This window comes from Nonomuraea sp. NPDC050478, assembly GCF_044458265.1.
Taxonomy (GTDB): domain Bacteria; phylum Actinomycetota; class Actinomycetes; order Streptosporangiales; family Streptosporangiaceae; genus Nonomuraea; species Nonomuraea ferruginea.
This window is the reverse complement of record NZ_JBITHT010000007.1, coordinates 21,325-36,944: the sequence shown is the minus strand read 5'-3', so window position 1 is coordinate 36,944 and position 15,620 is coordinate 21,325. Positions and strand designations below refer to the sequence as shown.

Genomic DNA, 15,620 nt, shown 5'->3' with positions numbered 1-15,620 from the left:
AATGGAGAAGCTGTTGATCGAGTTCTACCTCGACAGCCGGTCCGGCGTCTCGCCCTATCAGCAGCTGGTCCAGCAGGTGCGGCACGCGCTGCGGCTGGGGCTGCTGCGCGTGGGTGACCAGCTTCCGACGGTCAAGGACGTGGTGGCGGGGCTGGCGATCAACCCCAACACGGTGCTCAAGGCCTACCGGGAGCTTGAGCACGAGGGCCTGGTGGCCGCCCGGCCGGGGGTCGGCACGTTCGTGACCGCGACGCTGGCCGGCGCCTCGCTGGCCGCGCACGGCCCGCTCCGCGCGGATCTGCGGCGCTGGCTGGAGAAGGCACGCAGGGCCGGGCTCGACGACGAGAGCATCGAGGCCCTTTTCATGACCACCTTTCGGACCGCCTCCCAGGAGGAAATAGCGTGACTTCTGTCCTGCAAGCCCAGGAACTGGGCAAGAAGTACGGCAAACGCTGGGCGTTACGCGAGTGCACCGTCGACATCCCGGCCGGGCACGTGGTCGGCCTGGTGGGCCCGAACGGGGCGGGCAAGACCACACTGCTGAAACTGGCCGCCGGCCAGCTCGAACCGACGGCGGGCGCCATCACCGTGCTGGGCGGCCGGCCGGCTGGCGGCCCGGCGCAGCTGGCCAAGGTCGGGTTCGTCGCCCAGGACACCCCGGTCTACGCGGGGCTGACCGTCGCCGAGCACCTGCGTCTGGGCACCCGGCTCAACCCCCGCTGGGACGCCGGCCTCGCGCGGGAACGGATCGCGCGGCTCGGCCTCCCCTCAGGCCACCGGGCGGGGAAGCTGTCCGGCGGCCAGCGCGCCCAGCTCGCCCTCACCCTGGGCCTGGCCAAGCGGCCCGAGCTGCTGATCCTGGACGAGCCGGTCGCCTCGCTCGACCCGCTCGCCCGCCGCGAGTTCCTGCAGGGGCTGATGGAGGCCACCGTCGAGCACGAGTTCAGCGTGGTGCTCTCCTCCCACCTGGTCGCCGACCTGGAACGGGTCTGCGACTTCCTGATCGTGCTCGTCGACTCGCGCGTGCAGGTGGCGGGAGAGGTCGACCGGCTGCTGTCCACCCATCACCGGCTCACCGGCCCCCGCCGCGACCCCGCCCGGCTCCCCGCCGGCCAGCAGGTGATCTCCGCACGCCACACCGACCGGCAGAGCACGTACGTGATCCGCACCGACGCCCCGATCCACGACCCCGCCTGGACGGTCACCCGGCTCGACCTGGAGGACCTCGTCCTGGCCTACATGGACAGGTACGTCGCCGATGACCGGCGGCCCGTGCTGGAGGTGCGGCGATGATCTGGCTGACCTGGCGGCAGTTCCGCGGCTCGGCCGTGATGATGGCCGCCGTTCTCGGCGTGCTCGCCGCCGTCCTGGCCGTGACCGGCCCCGGCCTGGCCTCCGGTTACGCCTCCGGGATCGCCGCCTGCGCCCAGGACGGCAGCTGCGGCCGCTTCTACGACCGCTTCTTCGACACGTACCAGCTCCCGTTCATGGCCCTGACCCTCGTCGTGCTGCTCCTGCCCGCCCTGGCGGGGCTCTTCTGGGGGGCGCCGCTGATCACCCGCGAGCTGGAGGCCGGGACGCACCTGCTGGTGTGGAACCAGAGCATCACCCGCGCCCGCTGGCTGACGGTCAAGCTCGGGCTCGTCGGCCTGGTCACGGTGGCCGCCGCCGGCCTGTGCGGCCTCATGGTGACCTGGTGGTCCGACCCTCTGGACAAGTCGGCCGCCGACGGGCTGGGCCTGATGGCTCCCCTGGTGTTCGGCGCGCGCGGCATCGCCCCGATGGGGTACGCGGCCTTCGCCTTCGTCTTGGGGGTGACCGTGGGCATGCTCGTGCGCCGCATGCTGCCCGCCATGGCCCTCACCCTGGCCCTGTTCGCCGTGGTCCAGCTCGCGATGCCGATGCTGGTCCGGCCCCATCTGATGTCCCCGGTCACGGCGACCTTCGAGCTCGGCCAGGCGAACGTGGACGGCATCGGCATGGACCGCGACGAGGGCGGCGCCGTGCACGTCATGCTGAGGTCGGCCGTCCCCGGTCACGCCGGCGCCTGGGTCCTGTCCAGCGAACTCGTCGACCCGTCCGGGCGCACTGCCGGCGCGGAAGGCACCGTCGGCGTCTCCACCACGTCAGGACCCTGCGCGCCGTCCGGAGGCATGGACACGTGCGTGGCCGAGATCAACCGCCTCGGCTACCGGCAGCAGGCGACCTACCACCCCCTCGACCGTTTCTGGCCCTTCCAGTGGATCGAGACCGGGATCTACGCCCTGCTCACGGCCGGCCTCGCGGGCTTCTGCTTCTGGTGGACCAGGAGGCGTCTGTCATGACCGCCGCCAGGATCGCGGCGGCCGGGATCGCGCTCCTCCTGGCGGCGGCCTGCGCCGCGCCGACGCCACCGCGCGGCGAGGCGGGCACGGCGGCCGGCACGGTCTGCGCGCGGCCCCAGGATCCGCCCGCTGCGGAGACGGCCACCACGATCGACGTCATCGAGCAGGCGTACTTCTGCATCCTCGGCAACTACTACGGCGGCGCCACGCTGGACGCCCGCACGCTGCTGCTCGCCGGATTCGCCGCCCTGACGCAGGAGCTCAACCGCAACGGCCGCGACGTGCCCGAGGCGGCCATGCCGGCGCTGACCGGTGACAGGAAAGCCGACTGGACCGCTTTCGAGACCGTCTACCGGAAGACCACCGACCAGGTGCCCGGCCTGCGCGACGAGCTGGCCGTGGTCACCCTGGAGGCCATGGTGGCGGCGCTCGGCGACAACCACGCCCGCTGGGCGCACGGCGTCGAACGGCACCCCGACGCCTACGACGGCGACGGCTACGGACTCGGACTCCAGGCGAACGTCGACGGCCCGCAGGTGACGGGCAACCCCGGCACGGCCCTGCCCCCGCTGTTCGTCACCGCCGTGGAGGGCGGCGCGGCGCACGCCGCCGGTCTGCGCCCCGGCGACGTCGTCGAGTCGATCGACGGCTCGGCGCCCTTCCTCGACGGGAAGGCCACCGCCGCGATCGCCGCCCTCTACCCGCGCTACCCGCAGGCCCGCCCGGTCCGGCTGCGGCTGCTGCGGGAGAGCACCGGCCGCCGCTGGAGCGTGACGCTCAAGCCCGGCCTCTACCAGCGGGACCTGGCCACCTTGCAGGCGGTGCGGTCGAAGCTGCTGGACGACGTCGCCTACGTGCGGTTGCGGGGGTTCGGCTCCGACGCCGCGAACAGGGTTCTCAAGGCGGTCGCGCGGCTGCGTACCGGCCGGACGCTCTCCGGCGTCGTGCTGGACCTGCGCGGCAACGGCGGCGGCAGTCCCGTCGAGGCGGTCCGGCTGGTGAGCGCGTTCGCCCACGGCAAGATCACCGCCTACCAGTGCACCGCGGAAGGCGACTGCGAGGCCATGCGGACCGACAACACCGTGGAACTGGTCGGCCTGCCGCTGGTGGTGCTCACCGACCGCGGCTGCGCGTCGGCGTGCGAGCACTTCAGCTCCGCGATCAAGGACCTGGGCGCCGGCCGGCTGGTCGGCACCAGGACCGCCGGGGTCGTCTCCGGCCCGGCGCAGCCGTACCTGCTGAGCGACAACACCCTGCTGAGCCTCCCCTCCAGGCACCACCTCGGTCCCGATCGCGAGGTGATCGACCGGATCGGCGTGCCGCCCGACCACCACGTGGCCCCGGCCCCGCGCGACGCGGCCGCCGGGCGCGACCCCGCGCTGGCCAAGGCCCTGACCTTGCTGCGGAAGTGAAGGGACCCTGCGATGAGACACCTCCTGGCGGTCCTGGCCGTCCTGGCCGTGTCGGCCTGCGCCGCGCCGACGCCGCCCCGCTCCGCCGCCCCGTCGCCCACGCCGACGGGCCCGGCCGTCCTGCCCGAGCCCTCCGGCGCCCATCCGGTCGGCACCACCGTCCTGCACCTGAAGGACACCTCCCGCCCCGACCCCTGGGACCTCGACGCCGAAGCCAGGGAGCTCAAGGTCACCCTGTGGTACCCGACCAGGCAGCGCGACGGGGAACGCGCGCCGTACATGACGCCGCGGGAATCGGAGCTGTTCCTCAAGGGCTCCAGGATCACGGGCGTTCCGTACGACGCGCTCAGCCGGACCCGCACCAACGCCGTCGAAGACGCCGAACCCGCGGGGCGGGACCTTCCGCTGGTCGTGCTGTCCCCCGGCTTCACCAAGCCGTTGAGCACGCTCACGTCCCTGGCCGAGGACCTGGCCAGCCGGGGGTACGTGGTGGCGGGGATCGACCACACCCACGAGAGCTACGCCACGACCCTGGCCGACGGCCGGGTGGCGGAGTGCCTCGCGTGTGACAGCGACGCCGATCCGGGCTTCGGCGCGGGGGTGGTCCAGGTCCGGGCGGCCGACGTCTCCTTCGTGCTCGACCAGCTGCCGTCCCGGTGGGACGGCGCCGGTCTGATCGACCGCTCCAGGATCGCGATGGCCGGCCAGTCGATCGGCGGGGCGAGCTCGGTGGCCGTCATGGTGAAGGACTCCCGGGTACGCGCCGGCATCGACATGGACGGCACCACCTACGCCCGGATCCCCGAAGGCGGGTTCTCCAGGCCGTTCATGTTCATCGGCTCGCCGGAGCACGTCCCCGGCGGCCGGGACACCACCTGGGAGCGCGACTGGAAGCTGCTGACCGGGTGGAAGCGGTGGATCGTCATGAAGGGCGGGGACCACCAGTCCTTCACCGACCTCCCGGTGCTGGCGGGCGCCCTCGGCATCGGACCCGCCGGCCCCGAACTGGCGGCGGCGCGCGCCGCCGAGCTCACCCGGACGTATGTGGCGGCCTTCCTCGACCAGCATCTGAAGGCGGAACGGCAGCCCCTGCTGGACAAGCCGTCAGCGCGGTATCCCGAGGTCCAGCACTGCGCCCCGGACGGCGGGGCCTGCCTCTAGCCGCACGTCCCGCCCGGCGCTCCGCGAGGTTCGCCCCGGCTCAGGCGGCCGGGGCGAACCTCGCGGCGTGGTCGCGGGCGAAGTCGGCGACGTCGCGCGGCGGGCGGCCGAGCAGGCCGGCGACCGCGTCGGTGGTGAAGTCGCCCCAGCCGGAGACGTACGCCCGCGCGTACTCCTCCAGCATGTCGGCGATCCATTCAGGGACACCGTGGCCGAGCAGCGTCTTGTGCTTGGCCTCGTCGCTGACCGGCAGATAGGCGACCGGCCTGCCGAGGACGCGGCCCAGCTCGGCCGCCACCTCGTCGAAGGTCAGCGAGCGCGGGCCGGTGAGCGTGTACGTCCGGCCGTGGTGACGGTCGGGGTCGTCGAGGAGCACGCGGGCGGCGCATTCGGCGATGTCGCGCACGTCGATCATGCCGACCCTGGACGAGGCGACGTTCAGCGAGAACGTGCCGGTGGCCGCGATGTCGCCCGTCTCGTTCAGCAGGTTCTGCATGAACCAGTGCGGGCGCAGGATCGTCCAGCGCAGGCCGGACCGTTCGAGCTCCTGGTCCGACAGCGCGTGCAGCCTGCCGCTGCGGTTCGGCGCGTCGTGCGCCGCGCCGATCACGGACAGGCGCACGACGCGCTCCACGCCGGCCTGGCGTGCCGCCCACACGGCGTTCATGCTGTTCTCCGGAGCGCGCGGGCTGTTCGGGGTGAGCAGCCACAGGTCCTGCACGCCCTCGAAGGCGGGCGTCAGTGACCGGGGGTCGCCGAGGTCGCCGACGACGACCTCGGCCCTGTCCCTCAGCCCGTCCGCCCTGGACGCGTCGCGGACGAGGGCGCGCAGGCGGACGTCGGCCCCTTCCAGCGCGTCGATCAGCGCGGTGGACACGGTTCCGGTGGCTCCGGTGATCAGTACGGTGCGTGACATGTTCGTTCTCCTTGTGACTATTTGGCAGATCCGGCGGTCGCCGGGTGGGCGGCGGGCCGCGGGGGTTTCCCGGCGGCCCGGCCGGTGGTGAGGCGCTCCAGGACCCAGAGCACGACGGTCCCGGCGGACAGGACGGCGCCCAGGACGCACACGGCGGTCCAGCCGCCGTGCACCCAGACCACCGAGGTCAGCGCGGAGCCCACCGCGCCGCCGACGAAGAAGGAGGTCATGAAGGCGGAGTTGATCCGGTTGCGGGCCTCGGGCCGCAGCGCGTAGATGACGTTCTGGCTGCTGTTGAGCACCGCCTGGTGCGCCAGGTCCAGCACGACCACGCCGGCGAGCAGCCAGATCAGGGAGCGCGTCCCGGCGGCGAGCGCCAGCCAGGACGCCGCCAGCAGGACCGTCCCCGCGCCGGTCACGATCTGCACGAGACCGCGGTCGGCCAGCCGTCCCGCGACCGTGGCGGTCAGCGCGCCCACGACGCCGACCAGGCCGAACAGGCCGATGCCCGACTCCGACCACTCGTACGGCGCCCCGGCCAGCAGGAAGGTCAGCGCCGTCCACAGCACGCTGAACGAGGCCAGGCTGAGGGCGCCGATGGCCGCCCGCCAGCGCAGCAGCGGCTCGTACCGGAACATCGCCATCGTGGAGCGCAGCAGCTTCGGGTACGACAGGCGCCCGCCGTCGCCGCCGAGCCGGGGCAGGAAGACCCGCAGCAGCACGGCCGTCAGCGCCATCAGGGCGGCGTTCACCCAGTAGACCGTCCGCCAGCCGCCCAGCTCCGACAGCGTGCCGGAGGCGGTGCGCGCCAGCAGCAGGCCGAGCATCAGCCCGGTCATCACCGTGCCGACCACGCGGCCGCGTTCGGCGGGGGCCGCCAGCGTCGCCGCGAACGGCACCACGACCTGCGCGCCGACCGAGGCCAGGCCGGTCAGGGCCGTGCTGACCAGGAGCACCGTGCCGTCGGCCGCGGTGGCCGACACCAGCAGGAACACCGCGGTCGCCGCGTAGAGCGACACGGCGAGCCGCCGCCGCTCCACCAGGTCGCCGAGCGGCACCAGCAGGATCAGCCCGAGCGCGTACCCGGCCTGCGCGGCCGTCACCGTGAGCGCCGCCATCGAGGGTCCGAGGCCGAGCTCCCTGCCGATCAGGTCGAGCAGCGGCTGCGCGAAGTAGTTGCCCGCGACCGCCAGCCCGGTCGCCACCGACATGAGCAGGAGCAGCCCGTGCGACAGGCCGCCCTCAGGATGGGGTCTTGGCGTCATGCGTCCCAGCCTGAGGCATGAGCGATCAATGAGTCCAACGCATGTTTGTCATCTCAACGATCGTGAATCACGATTGATCCATGGAGCTTCAGCAAATGCGCTACGTCGTCGCCGTTGCGGAGACGGCCAACTTCACCCGCGCCGCCGAGCAGTGCCTGGTCGTCCAGTCGGCGCTGAGCCACCAGATCGCGCGGCTGGAGCGCGAGCTGGGCGCCAAGCTGTTCGACCGCACGAGCCGCAGCGTCCGGCTGACCCCGGCGGGCGAGGCGTTCCTCCCCGCCGCCCGCCAGGCTCTCGACGCCGCCGAGCGGGCCAGGGCCGAGGTGGCGGCCGCCGCCGGCGAGATCCGCGGCCGGCTCGCCATCGGCGCCATCCCCACCGTCACGGCGGTCGATCTGCCGGTCGCGCTACGGCGCTTCCACCTGCGCCACCGGGAGGTACGCATCAGCCTGCGCTCCGGCGCGAGCGAGGAGTTCGTCGAACGGGTGCGGCAGGGCACGCTCGACGTCGCCTTCCTGGGGCTTCCCCTGGGCGTCCGGCCCAAGGGCGTCCGCGGCCGTGAGCTGGCACGCGGCGACCTCGTCGCCGTGGTCGCGCCCGGCCACCCGCTGGCCGACAAGGAGCACGTGAAGCTGGACCGGCTGGCGGACGAGCGGTTCGTCGACTTCCCCGCCGGCAGCGCCGGGCGGATCCAGTCCGACGAGGCCTTCGCGGCGGCCGGGGTGCGGCGCGAGGTCGCCTTCGAAGTGTCGACCCCCGATTTCATGGCTCGCCTGATCCGGCAGGGCCTGGGCGTCGGGATGCTGCCGGCGGCCTTCGTGTCCCAGCTCCCCGACCTGCCCGTGGTCCGGCTCAGCGACGCTCCGGCCCGCGTGGAGCATCTCATCTGGAGCCGGCACCGGCCCTCCCCCGCCGCCGCCGCGTTCCTGTCGGCGCTGGGCGTCCAGGTGTCCGAATCCGGCGCGTGAGACGCGCCGGGCGGCTCACCCCCGGTCGTTCCCGTGGAGCGCCTTGCGGAGCAGGGTGGCCAGCTGGTCCTGCTCGCGGGCGCTCAGGTTGGAGACGGCGGAGCGGGCGAACGCGAAGGACTCCTCGAAGGCGGCGTAGAGGCCGGCGCCCTCGGGGGTGCGGACGATCTGCCGGGAGCGGCGGTCGTCGGGGTGGGGCTGACGGCGGACGAGGTCGCGCGCCTCCAGCCTGCGGATGATCTGGGTGATGTTGGAGGCGTCGCATCCGAGCTCGTCGGCCAGCTCGCCCATGCCGCGCTCCCGGGTCAGGCGCCCCAGCACGCAGGCCTGCGCCACGCTCAGCCCGTGTCGCAGGGCGGCGGTCTCGAAGGCGCGGTCGTAGGCGTCGACGAAGTCGAACATCGCGCGTTCGGCGTCGGTCGACGCGGTGACGGGCCCTGTGGGTAGCGCCATGGCACCACCCTACCAAGAACTTGACTCACTCAAATATGTGTGCCAGGTTGAATGCTTGATTGACTCAAGCATCTACGAGAGGCATGCCGATGACGGTTACCAGCAAGGGACGGGCCCGGGAGTGGCACCTGGCCCGACGGCCGCGAGCACAGGCGTCGGCCGACGACTTCACGCTGGTCGAAGCCCCGATTCCCGACCTGCGGCCCGGTGAGGTCCTGGTCGCCAACACCCACCTGTCGGTCGACCCGTACATGCGTGGCCGGATGGACGACCGTCCGTCCTACATCCCGCCGTTCCCGCTGAACGCGCCGCTGGAGGGAGGAGCGGTCGGCGTGGTCGTCGAGTCCCGCGCCGGCGGTGTCAAGCCGGGCCAGGTGGTCGAGCACTTCCTGGGGCTGCGCGAGGCCGCCGTGGTCGACGCGGCCGGGGTCTCCCCGATCGACACCGGCGATCTGCCCGCCGAGAGCTATCTCGGCGTGCTCGGCACGACAGGCCTGAGCGCGTGGCTGGGCATCACCCGGATGGCGGAGGTACGGCCCGGCGACACGGTGTTCGTCACCGGAGCGGCGGGGGCGGTCGGGAGCGTCGCCGGTCAGATCGCCAGGCTGCGGGGAGCCGGGCGGGTGATCGGCAGCGCGGGATCGCCGGCCAAGGTGCGCCATCTGGTGGACGACCTCGGTTTCGACGCCGCCTTCGACTATCACGACGGCGCGGCCGACGAGCTCCTCGCGCAGGCCGCGCCGGACGGCGTCGACGTGGTCTTCGACAACGTGGGCGGCGTCCAGCTGGAGGCCGCGATCGGCCGCCTGCGGGTCGGCGCCCGCCTGGCCCTGTGCGGGATGGCCAGCCAGTACGACGGCCGGGAGCCGCACGGCGTGCGCAACCTGTACGAGCTGGTCACCAGGCGGGCGACCGCACGCGGCTTCCTGGTCGGCGACCACCGGGACCAGATGCCCGCCTTCCGGGCCGAGGTGGGCTCCTGGGTGCGCTCGGGCCAGATCGTGCACCGGCAGACGGTGCTCGACGGCATCGAGCGGGTGCCCGAAGCCCTGCTGGGCCTGCTGCACGGCGGAACGTCCACGATCGGCAAGGCCGTCGTCCGGCTCGGGGAGCAGGCGTGACCCGCACGGTGCTGGTGACCGGGGCCCGGGGCAAGACCGGCAGCGAGGTGACGGCCCGGCTGCGCCGCTCCGGGACCCTCGTCCGGGCCGGGGCGTCGCGGCCCGCCGCCGATCAGGTCCGCTTCGACTGGCACGACCCGGCGACCTGGCGCGAGGCGGCGGACGTGGACGCGATCTACCTGGTGCGCCCCGACCTGCCCGCCGCTCCCGACCTCATGGCCGGCCTGGTCGAGGTGAACCCGGACGCCCATGTCGTCCTGGTGTCCGAGCAGGGAGCCGAATCGCTCGCGCCGGACCACTGGGCTCGCCGGGCCGAGGACGCGGTCGTCACCCGGGCCGCCTCCTGGACGCTGCTGCGCCCGTCCTGGTTCCATCAGGTCCTGACCGACCCCCGCTTCTACCGGGACGCCATCCGTGACGACCGCGTCCTGAGCCTGCCCTCGGGCGGCGGCCCGATCGCGTGGGTGGACGTGCGCGACATCGCCGACGTGGCCGTGGCCGCGCTCCGCGCGCCGGAGGATCACCGTGGCCGGGCGCACACGATCACCGGCCCGGAGGCGGTTCCGGTCGCGTCCGTCGCGCGGGAGCTCTCCGCGCGCCTGGGCCACCGGATCCGCGCCGAGGACCCGCCCCCGCGGGAGACCCTGCACGGCCTCGACCCCTGGACGGCGGGCATCCTCGACGACCTCTACCACCGCGTCCGGCACGGCGGCTTCGCCGAGCTCTCGCCGGCCGTGAAGCGGATAACCGGGCGTGAGCCCACCTCGATGCGGGAGTTCATCGACGCCCACCTGGACGAATGGAGGACGAGCGCGTAGCGCTCAGCCGGCCGCGGCGCCGAACCACCGGGACAGCCCGCTGGTCAGCTCCCGCTGGTCGTCGCCGGCCCACGCCACGTGGCCGTCCGCCCGCAGCAGCGCCGCGGGCACGTCCAGCTCCTCGCTGCCGTCGACGACGTGGTCGACCCGATCGGCCCACCCCTCCACCGAGAGCCGGCCGGTCCGGTCGAGCAGCAGCCCGCGGCCGCCGCGCATCAGCTCGTAGAGGCGGCCGTTCTTCAGCGGCACGTCCCGCATCCGCCGGCCGAGCAGTTCGTGCCCCTCGCCGAGGTCGTAGCGGATCCCGATCGCGACGATCTTCTCGATCAGGTGGCGGTTCACGTCCTCGAAGTCCATCAGCTCCGACAGCAGCCGGCGCACCGCCTGCGGGCCGGGTTCGGTGGACATCAGCTCCGCCTGCGCGCGGGTGTTGTCGAGCACGTCGGCCGCCACGGGGTGCCGTTCGGCGTGGTAGCTGTCCAGCAGCCCCTCCGGCGCCCAGCCGGCGACCTCGGCGGCCAGCTTCCAGCCGAGGTTGAACGCGTCCTGAATGCCCAGGTTGAGCCCCTGCCCGCCCATCGGCGGGTGGACGTGCGCGGCGTCGCCGGCCAGCAGCACCCGGCCGGTCCGGTACCGTTCGGCCAGCCGGGTGGCGTCGCCGAAGCGGGACAGCCAGCGGGGTGAGTGCACGCCGAAGTCGGTGCCGGCGACCTTCCGCAACTGCCGCCTGAACTCCTCAAGGCCAGGCGGGACCGAGCGGTCCTCGGCCACCCCCTCGGCCGGCACGACGACCCGATACAGGCCGCCTTCGCCGAAGGGCCCGACGCCGAACCTCAGCTGGGTCCTGCGGACCTCGGCCACCACGGCGGCCACCGTCTCCTGCGGCACCCCCACCTCCATCTCGCCCAGCAGCGTGTCGGCCCTGGAAGGCTCGCCGGGGAAGCCGACGCCGAGCAGTTTGCGCACCGTGCTGCGGCCGCCGTCGCAGCCGACGAGGTAGCGCGCGCGCAGCCGCGAGCCGTCGGCCAGCTCGGCGGTCACCCCGTGCTCGTCCTGGCTCAGCCCGGCCAGCTCGCGGCCGCGCCGGACGTCGGCGCCGAGCTCGGCGGCGCGCTCGGCCAGCAGGCGGTCGGTGACGGGCTGCGGGATGCCGAGGACGTAGGGGTGGGTGGTGTCCAGCAGGCCGGGCGACGGCTTGGCGATGCCGGCGAAGAACCCGCCGAGCGGGTGCTTCCGGCCCTCCGCCAGGAAGCGTTCCAGCAGGCCGCGCTGGTCCATCACCTCGATGCTGCGCACGTGCAGGCCGAGGGAACGGACGTTCGGCGTCGGTTCGGTCTCCTTCTCCAGCACGACCACGTGCACGCCGTGCAGCCTCAGCTCGGCGGCCAGCATCATGCCGGTCGGCCCGCCACCGGCGATGATCACGTCAATCATGGAATCCCCCATTGTCGAGCTCGCGTGTCGGCCGACGATTCTGCGGCACGACCCGGGTCTTGCCGCAAGCCCCCCTGTCCGCTATACGTTGAGAGTGGCAAGAGGTGGGTGATCCCTCTTTGTCACGTCCTCCCCCCGTACCGTGCGCCGTTCGGCGCGTGATCCGTGCGGGATGTGCGACGGATGGCGGCTGACCCGCGGGAGTGGCGGCCGGGAGGATGCTCGGCATGGCTCCCGAACTCGCAACGAGGCAGCGGTCCGCGCCACCACCGGTGGGGCTGTTACGCCCTTACCTGGGAAGTTTCGCCGCCGTGGTCGTCCTGCAGGTGATCGGCTCGGTCGCGGGCCTGGCGCCGCTGCTGGCGGTCGCCGAACTGGGCCGCGCCCTGCTCTCGCCCGGCCCGCTCGATCACGGCCACGTCCGGATCGTGGTGATCGCGGGCGCGGCCGGCCTGCTCGTCCGGCTGGTGTTCACCGCGGCGTCGTCCGGCATCGGACATCTGCTCGACGACCGGGTGCAGCTGGCGTTCCGCCGGCGGCTGGCCGAGCGGCTGGGGCGCGTGCCGATCGGCTGGTTCTCCCGGCGCCGTACGGGCGAGCTGGCGAAGGTCGTCGGCGACGACGTGAGCGCCGTGCACCCGTTCGTCGCCCACGCCCCCAGCGAGCTCGTCGCCGCCTTCGTGGTGCCGCTGGTGTCGCTGCTCTACCTGTTCGCCGTCGACTGGCGGCTCACCCTGATCACGCTGGTCCCGGTGGTGCTGGCGGTGGCGCTGGTGCCCTTGATGATGACCCCGGCCCGGCTGCGCGAGCAGAAGGCGTTCGACGCGGCCATGGGGCGCGTCGCGAACACGGTGGTCGAGTTCGTGCGGGGCATCGCGGTGGTCAAGGCGTTCGGCACGGGCGAGCGCGCCCACCGGAGGTTCGTGACGGCCGTGGACGAGTTCGTCGCCGTCTTCTTCCGCTGGGTGCGCGGCATGTCGGTGATCGCCGCGGGCATGCAGCTGGCGCTGTCGCCGCCGTTCGTGCTGCTGGCCGTGCTGGGCGGCGGCGCGGCCCTGATCACGTCCGGTGACCTGCCCCCGGCAGACCTGCTGCCCTTCCTGCTGCTCGGGCTGGGCCTGACCGCCCCGGTGGCGGCTCTGGGCCACGGCTTCGACGACATGCAGGCCGCCCGGCGCGCGGTCGGCCGCATCAAGGAAGTGCTCGCGGTGCCGCCGCTGCCCGAGCCCGTCCACCCGGCCGGACCCCGGGGGCACCGCGTGGAGCTGCGTGACGTCCGCTTCGGCTACGAAGCCGGCCGCGAGGTGCTGCGCGGGATCGACCTGGTGCTGGAGCCCGGCACGGTCACCGCGGTCGTCGGGCCGTCAGGAAGCGGGAAGTCCACGCTGGTCCAGCTGCTGCCCCGGTTCTACGACCCGACCGGCGGGTCGGTCACGCTCGGCGGCGTCGATCTGCGCGAGATCGGCAGCCGGGACCTCTACCGGATGGTCTCCTTCGTCTTCCAGGACGTCCGGCTGCTGCGCGCCTCGGTGGCGGACAACATCGCGCTGGCGGTGCCCCACGCCGGCTTCGACGACGTGGTCCGCGCCGCCCGGCTGGCGGACATCCACGACCGGATCCTCGAACTGCCTCGCGGATACGACACGGTCATCGGCGAAGAGGCCGGGCTGTCGGGCGGCGAGGCCCAGCGGATCTCGATCGCCCGCGCGCTGCTCGCCGACGCGCCCGTCCTGGTGCTCGACGAGGCGACCGCCTTCGCCGACCCCCGGACCGAACAGGCGGTGCGCCGGTCCCTGGCGACCCTGAAGGACGACCGGACGATCCTGGTCATCGCCCACCGCCTGGAGACCATCGCCGGCGCCGACACGATCGTGATGCTGGACGACGGGGTGATCGTCGAGCGGGGAAGCCCCGCCGAGCTGCTGGCACGGGACGGGGAGTTCGCCGCGTTCTCGCGGACCTACCGGTCGGCGACCGCCCTGCCGCGAGGAGGAGAGCTTCGATGATCCGCATGTTGATGCGCGTGCTGGGCCCCGAGTACGCCGGGCCGGTGCGCCGCACCGTGGCCCTGATGACGGTGACCGCGATGGTGGAGGGCCTGTCCTACGGGCTGCTCGTCCCGGTGCTGCGCGCCCTGTTCGGCGGCGATCCGGGCGGGGCCCGGCCCTGGCTGGTCGCGTTCGGGTCCGCGGTCGCCGTCTACGCCGTGCTGCGCTACCTCAGCGACCTGTCCGGCATGCGCGGCGCGACCGTGCTGCTGCGCGGCATGTTCCACCGGCTCGGCGACCACCTGGCCCGGCTGCCCATCGGCTGGTACGGCGGCGCCCGGGTCGGCGAGGTGTCGGTGCTGGCCAGCCGCGGCGTCCTGGAGGCGATGGGCGTGCTCGCGCACCTGCTGGCGCCGTACGTCTCGGCCTGTGTGACCCCGCTGACGATCATCGTGGTGATGCTCGGCTTCGACTGGCGGCTGGGGCTGGCCGCGCTGGCCGCCGCCCCGGTCGTGGCGGCGATCCAGGTCTGGACGGGACGCTCGATGGCCGCGACCGACGCCGAGCGGCACGAACGCGGCCACGAGGCCACCGGGCGCGTCATCGAGTATCTCCAGGCCCAGCCGGTGCTGCGGGCCGGCGGCCGGACCGGCGAACGCTTCCGGCTGCTGGACGACTCGCTGCGTGAACTCCAGCGCGCCTCCCGCCGCACCGTGCTGTCGGCGCTGCCCGGCGTGCTGGGGCTGACGCTCACGGTCCAGGCGGTGTTCACCGCGCTGCTGGCCCTGGGCGCCTACCTCGCGCTCGGCGGGGACATCGGCGCCGCCGAGCTCCTGGCGATCCTGGTGCTCGCCGCCCGCTGCGCCGATCCGCTGCTGTCGCTGTCGGACCTCGGCGGCAAGCTCCGCGCGGCGCGGGCCGAGCTGGGCAGGCTCGACGCGGTGCTGAGCACCGAGCCGCTGCCGGAAGCCTCCGACCCGGTCCGGCCGGCGCACCATGGCCTGGAGTTCGACTCCGTCACCTTCCGCCGGGACGGCCGTACGGTGATCGACGACCTGTCCCTCTCCGTACCGGCAGGACAGCGGCTCGCCGTCGTCGGGCCGTCGGGCGCGGGCAAGAGCACGCTGCTGCAGCTGATCGCGCGGTTCCACGACGTGGACGCGGGCGCGGTGCGGGTGGGAGGTGCCGACGTGCGCGACGTCGGCACCGAGGTGCTGATGTCGCGGATCGCCATCGTCTTCCAGGACGTCTACCTCTTCGACGGCACGATCGAGGAGAACGTACGGCTCGGCCGTCCCGACGCCGGCGAGGCCGAGCTGCGGGCGGCGGCGACGGCGGCGCGGCTCGACGAGGTGATCGAGCGGCTGCCCGGCGGCTGGGCGGCGAAGGTCGGCGAGGGCGGCGCGCTGCTGTCGGGCGGCGAGCGTCAGCGGGTCTCGATCGCGCGCGCCCTGCTGAAGGACGCGCCGATCGTGCTGCTGGACGAGGTGACCTCGGCGCTGGACCCGGTCAACGAGGCGGCCGTGCACGAGGGCGTCGAACGCCTGATGGCAGGCCGCACGGTGGTGATGGTGGCGCATCGGCTGCGTACCGTCCAGCGCGCCGACCGCGTCGTCTTCCTGGACGGCGGCCGGATCGTGGAGGAAGGCGGCCACGACGAACTGCTGCGCCGCGGCGGCCGCTACGCCGGCTTCTGGCACGGCTCCACCGCGCCGGATATTCGTTGGCGTCGCGGTCGCCGGGCGGGTTAGCGTTGCCGC

14 protein-coding genes are annotated in these 15,620 nt (G+C 73.4%); 10 read left to right on the top strand and 4 right to left on the bottom strand.

Annotated features, from left to right (window positions below; genetic code table 11):
* Position 1 precedes the first annotated feature (1 nt).
* Genes ACIBF7_RS33020 through ACIBF7_RS33000 form a run of 5 tightly spaced genes read left to right on the top strand, consistent with a single transcriptional unit; the run spans position 2 to position 4,897 of the window.
* A complete protein-coding gene (locus ACIBF7_RS33020; RefSeq protein WP_148031663.1) occupies positions 2-406 on the top strand; it encodes a GntR family transcriptional regulator in 405 nt (134 codons plus the stop codon).
* Positions 403-1,293 carry an ABC transporter ATP-binding protein gene (locus ACIBF7_RS33015; RefSeq protein WP_148031664.1) on the top strand — a complete coding sequence of 297 codons (891 nt, stop codon included), beginning with the start codon at positions 403-405 and terminating at the stop codon, positions 1,291-1,293. The genes ACIBF7_RS33020 and ACIBF7_RS33015 overlap by 4 nt, the downstream gene beginning before the upstream one ends.
* Positions 1,290-2,324: an ABC transporter permease gene (locus ACIBF7_RS33010; RefSeq protein WP_271276519.1), complete on the top strand. Its 1,035-nt coding sequence runs from the start codon at positions 1,290-1,292 to the stop codon at positions 2,322-2,324. The genes ACIBF7_RS33015 and ACIBF7_RS33010 overlap by 4 nt, the downstream gene beginning before the upstream one ends.
* A complete protein-coding gene (locus ACIBF7_RS33005; protein WP_397198877.1) occupies positions 2,321-3,736 on the top strand; it encodes a S41 family peptidase in 1,416 nt (471 codons plus the stop codon). Before ACIBF7_RS33010 ends, ACIBF7_RS33005 begins: the two co-directional genes overlap by 4 nt.
* Positions 3,737-3,748: 12 nt before the next feature.
* Positions 3,749-4,897: an alpha/beta hydrolase family protein gene (locus ACIBF7_RS33000; protein ID WP_397198876.1), complete on the top strand. Its 1,149-nt coding sequence runs from the start codon at positions 3,749-3,751 to the stop codon at positions 4,895-4,897.
* A 40-nt stretch (positions 4,898-4,937) separates the two neighbouring features.
* On the opposite strand, the gene ACIBF7_RS32995 is transcribed toward ACIBF7_RS33000, so the two are convergent.
* Positions 4,938-5,813, bottom strand: a complete 876-nt coding sequence (locus ACIBF7_RS32995) for an SDR family oxidoreductase (protein ID WP_364236155.1) — start codon at positions 5,811-5,813, stop codon at positions 4,938-4,940.
* A gap of 17 nt (positions 5,814-5,830) precedes the next feature.
* A complete protein-coding gene (locus tag ACIBF7_RS32990) occupies positions 5,831-7,078 on the bottom strand; it encodes an MFS transporter (protein WP_364236157.1) in 1,248 nt (415 codons plus the stop codon).
* Positions 7,079-7,158: 80 nt separating this feature from the next.
* Between ACIBF7_RS32990 and ACIBF7_RS32985 the strand changes: the two genes are divergently transcribed.
* Positions 7,159-8,046, top strand: a complete 888-nt coding sequence (locus tag ACIBF7_RS32985; protein WP_397198875.1) for a LysR substrate-binding domain-containing protein — start codon at positions 7,159-7,161, stop codon at positions 8,044-8,046.
* Positions 8,047-8,061: 15 nt separating this feature from the next.
* Here ACIBF7_RS32985 and ACIBF7_RS32980 read toward each other — a convergent pair whose 3' ends face one another.
* Positions 8,062-8,499: a MarR family winged helix-turn-helix transcriptional regulator gene (locus ACIBF7_RS32980; RefSeq protein ID WP_397198874.1), complete on the bottom strand. Its 438-nt coding sequence runs from the start codon at positions 8,497-8,499 to the stop codon at positions 8,062-8,064.
* A gap of 89 nt (positions 8,500-8,588) precedes the next feature.
* Here ACIBF7_RS32980 and ACIBF7_RS32975 point away from each other — a divergent pair, with 89 nt between their 5' ends.
* Positions 8,589-9,620, top strand: coding sequence for an NADP-dependent oxidoreductase (locus ACIBF7_RS32975; RefSeq protein ID WP_397199123.1), 1,032 nt, complete (start codon positions 8,589-8,591; stop codon positions 9,618-9,620).
* Positions 9,617-10,438: a hypothetical protein gene (locus ACIBF7_RS32970; RefSeq protein WP_397198873.1), complete on the top strand. Its 822-nt coding sequence runs from the start codon at positions 9,617-9,619 to the stop codon at positions 10,436-10,438. Before ACIBF7_RS32975 ends, ACIBF7_RS32970 begins: the two co-directional genes overlap by 4 nt.
* Before the next feature lie 3 nt (positions 10,439-10,441).
* Here ACIBF7_RS32970 and rox read toward each other — a convergent pair whose 3' ends face one another.
* Positions 10,442-11,872 (bottom strand): rifampin monooxygenase, encoded by a 1,431-nt coding sequence (gene rox, locus ACIBF7_RS32965; protein WP_397198872.1) that lies wholly within the window; start codon positions 11,870-11,872, stop codon positions 10,442-10,444.
* A 227-nt stretch (positions 11,873-12,099) separates the two neighbouring features.
* Between rox and ACIBF7_RS32960 the strand changes: the two genes are divergently transcribed.
* Together ACIBF7_RS32960 and ACIBF7_RS32955 are read left to right on the top strand one after the other, a co-directional pair.
* The gene (locus ACIBF7_RS32960) at positions 12,100-13,878 is read left to right on the top strand and encodes an ABC transporter ATP-binding protein (protein ID WP_397198871.1); all 1,779 of its coding nucleotides are present in this window, start codon (positions 12,100-12,102) and stop codon (positions 13,876-13,878) included.
* Positions 13,875-15,611: an ABC transporter ATP-binding protein gene (locus ACIBF7_RS32955; protein WP_397198870.1), complete on the top strand. Its 1,737-nt coding sequence runs from the start codon at positions 13,875-13,877 to the stop codon at positions 15,609-15,611. Before ACIBF7_RS32960 ends, ACIBF7_RS32955 begins: the two co-directional genes overlap by 4 nt.
* Positions 15,612-15,620: the final 9 nt, after the last annotated feature.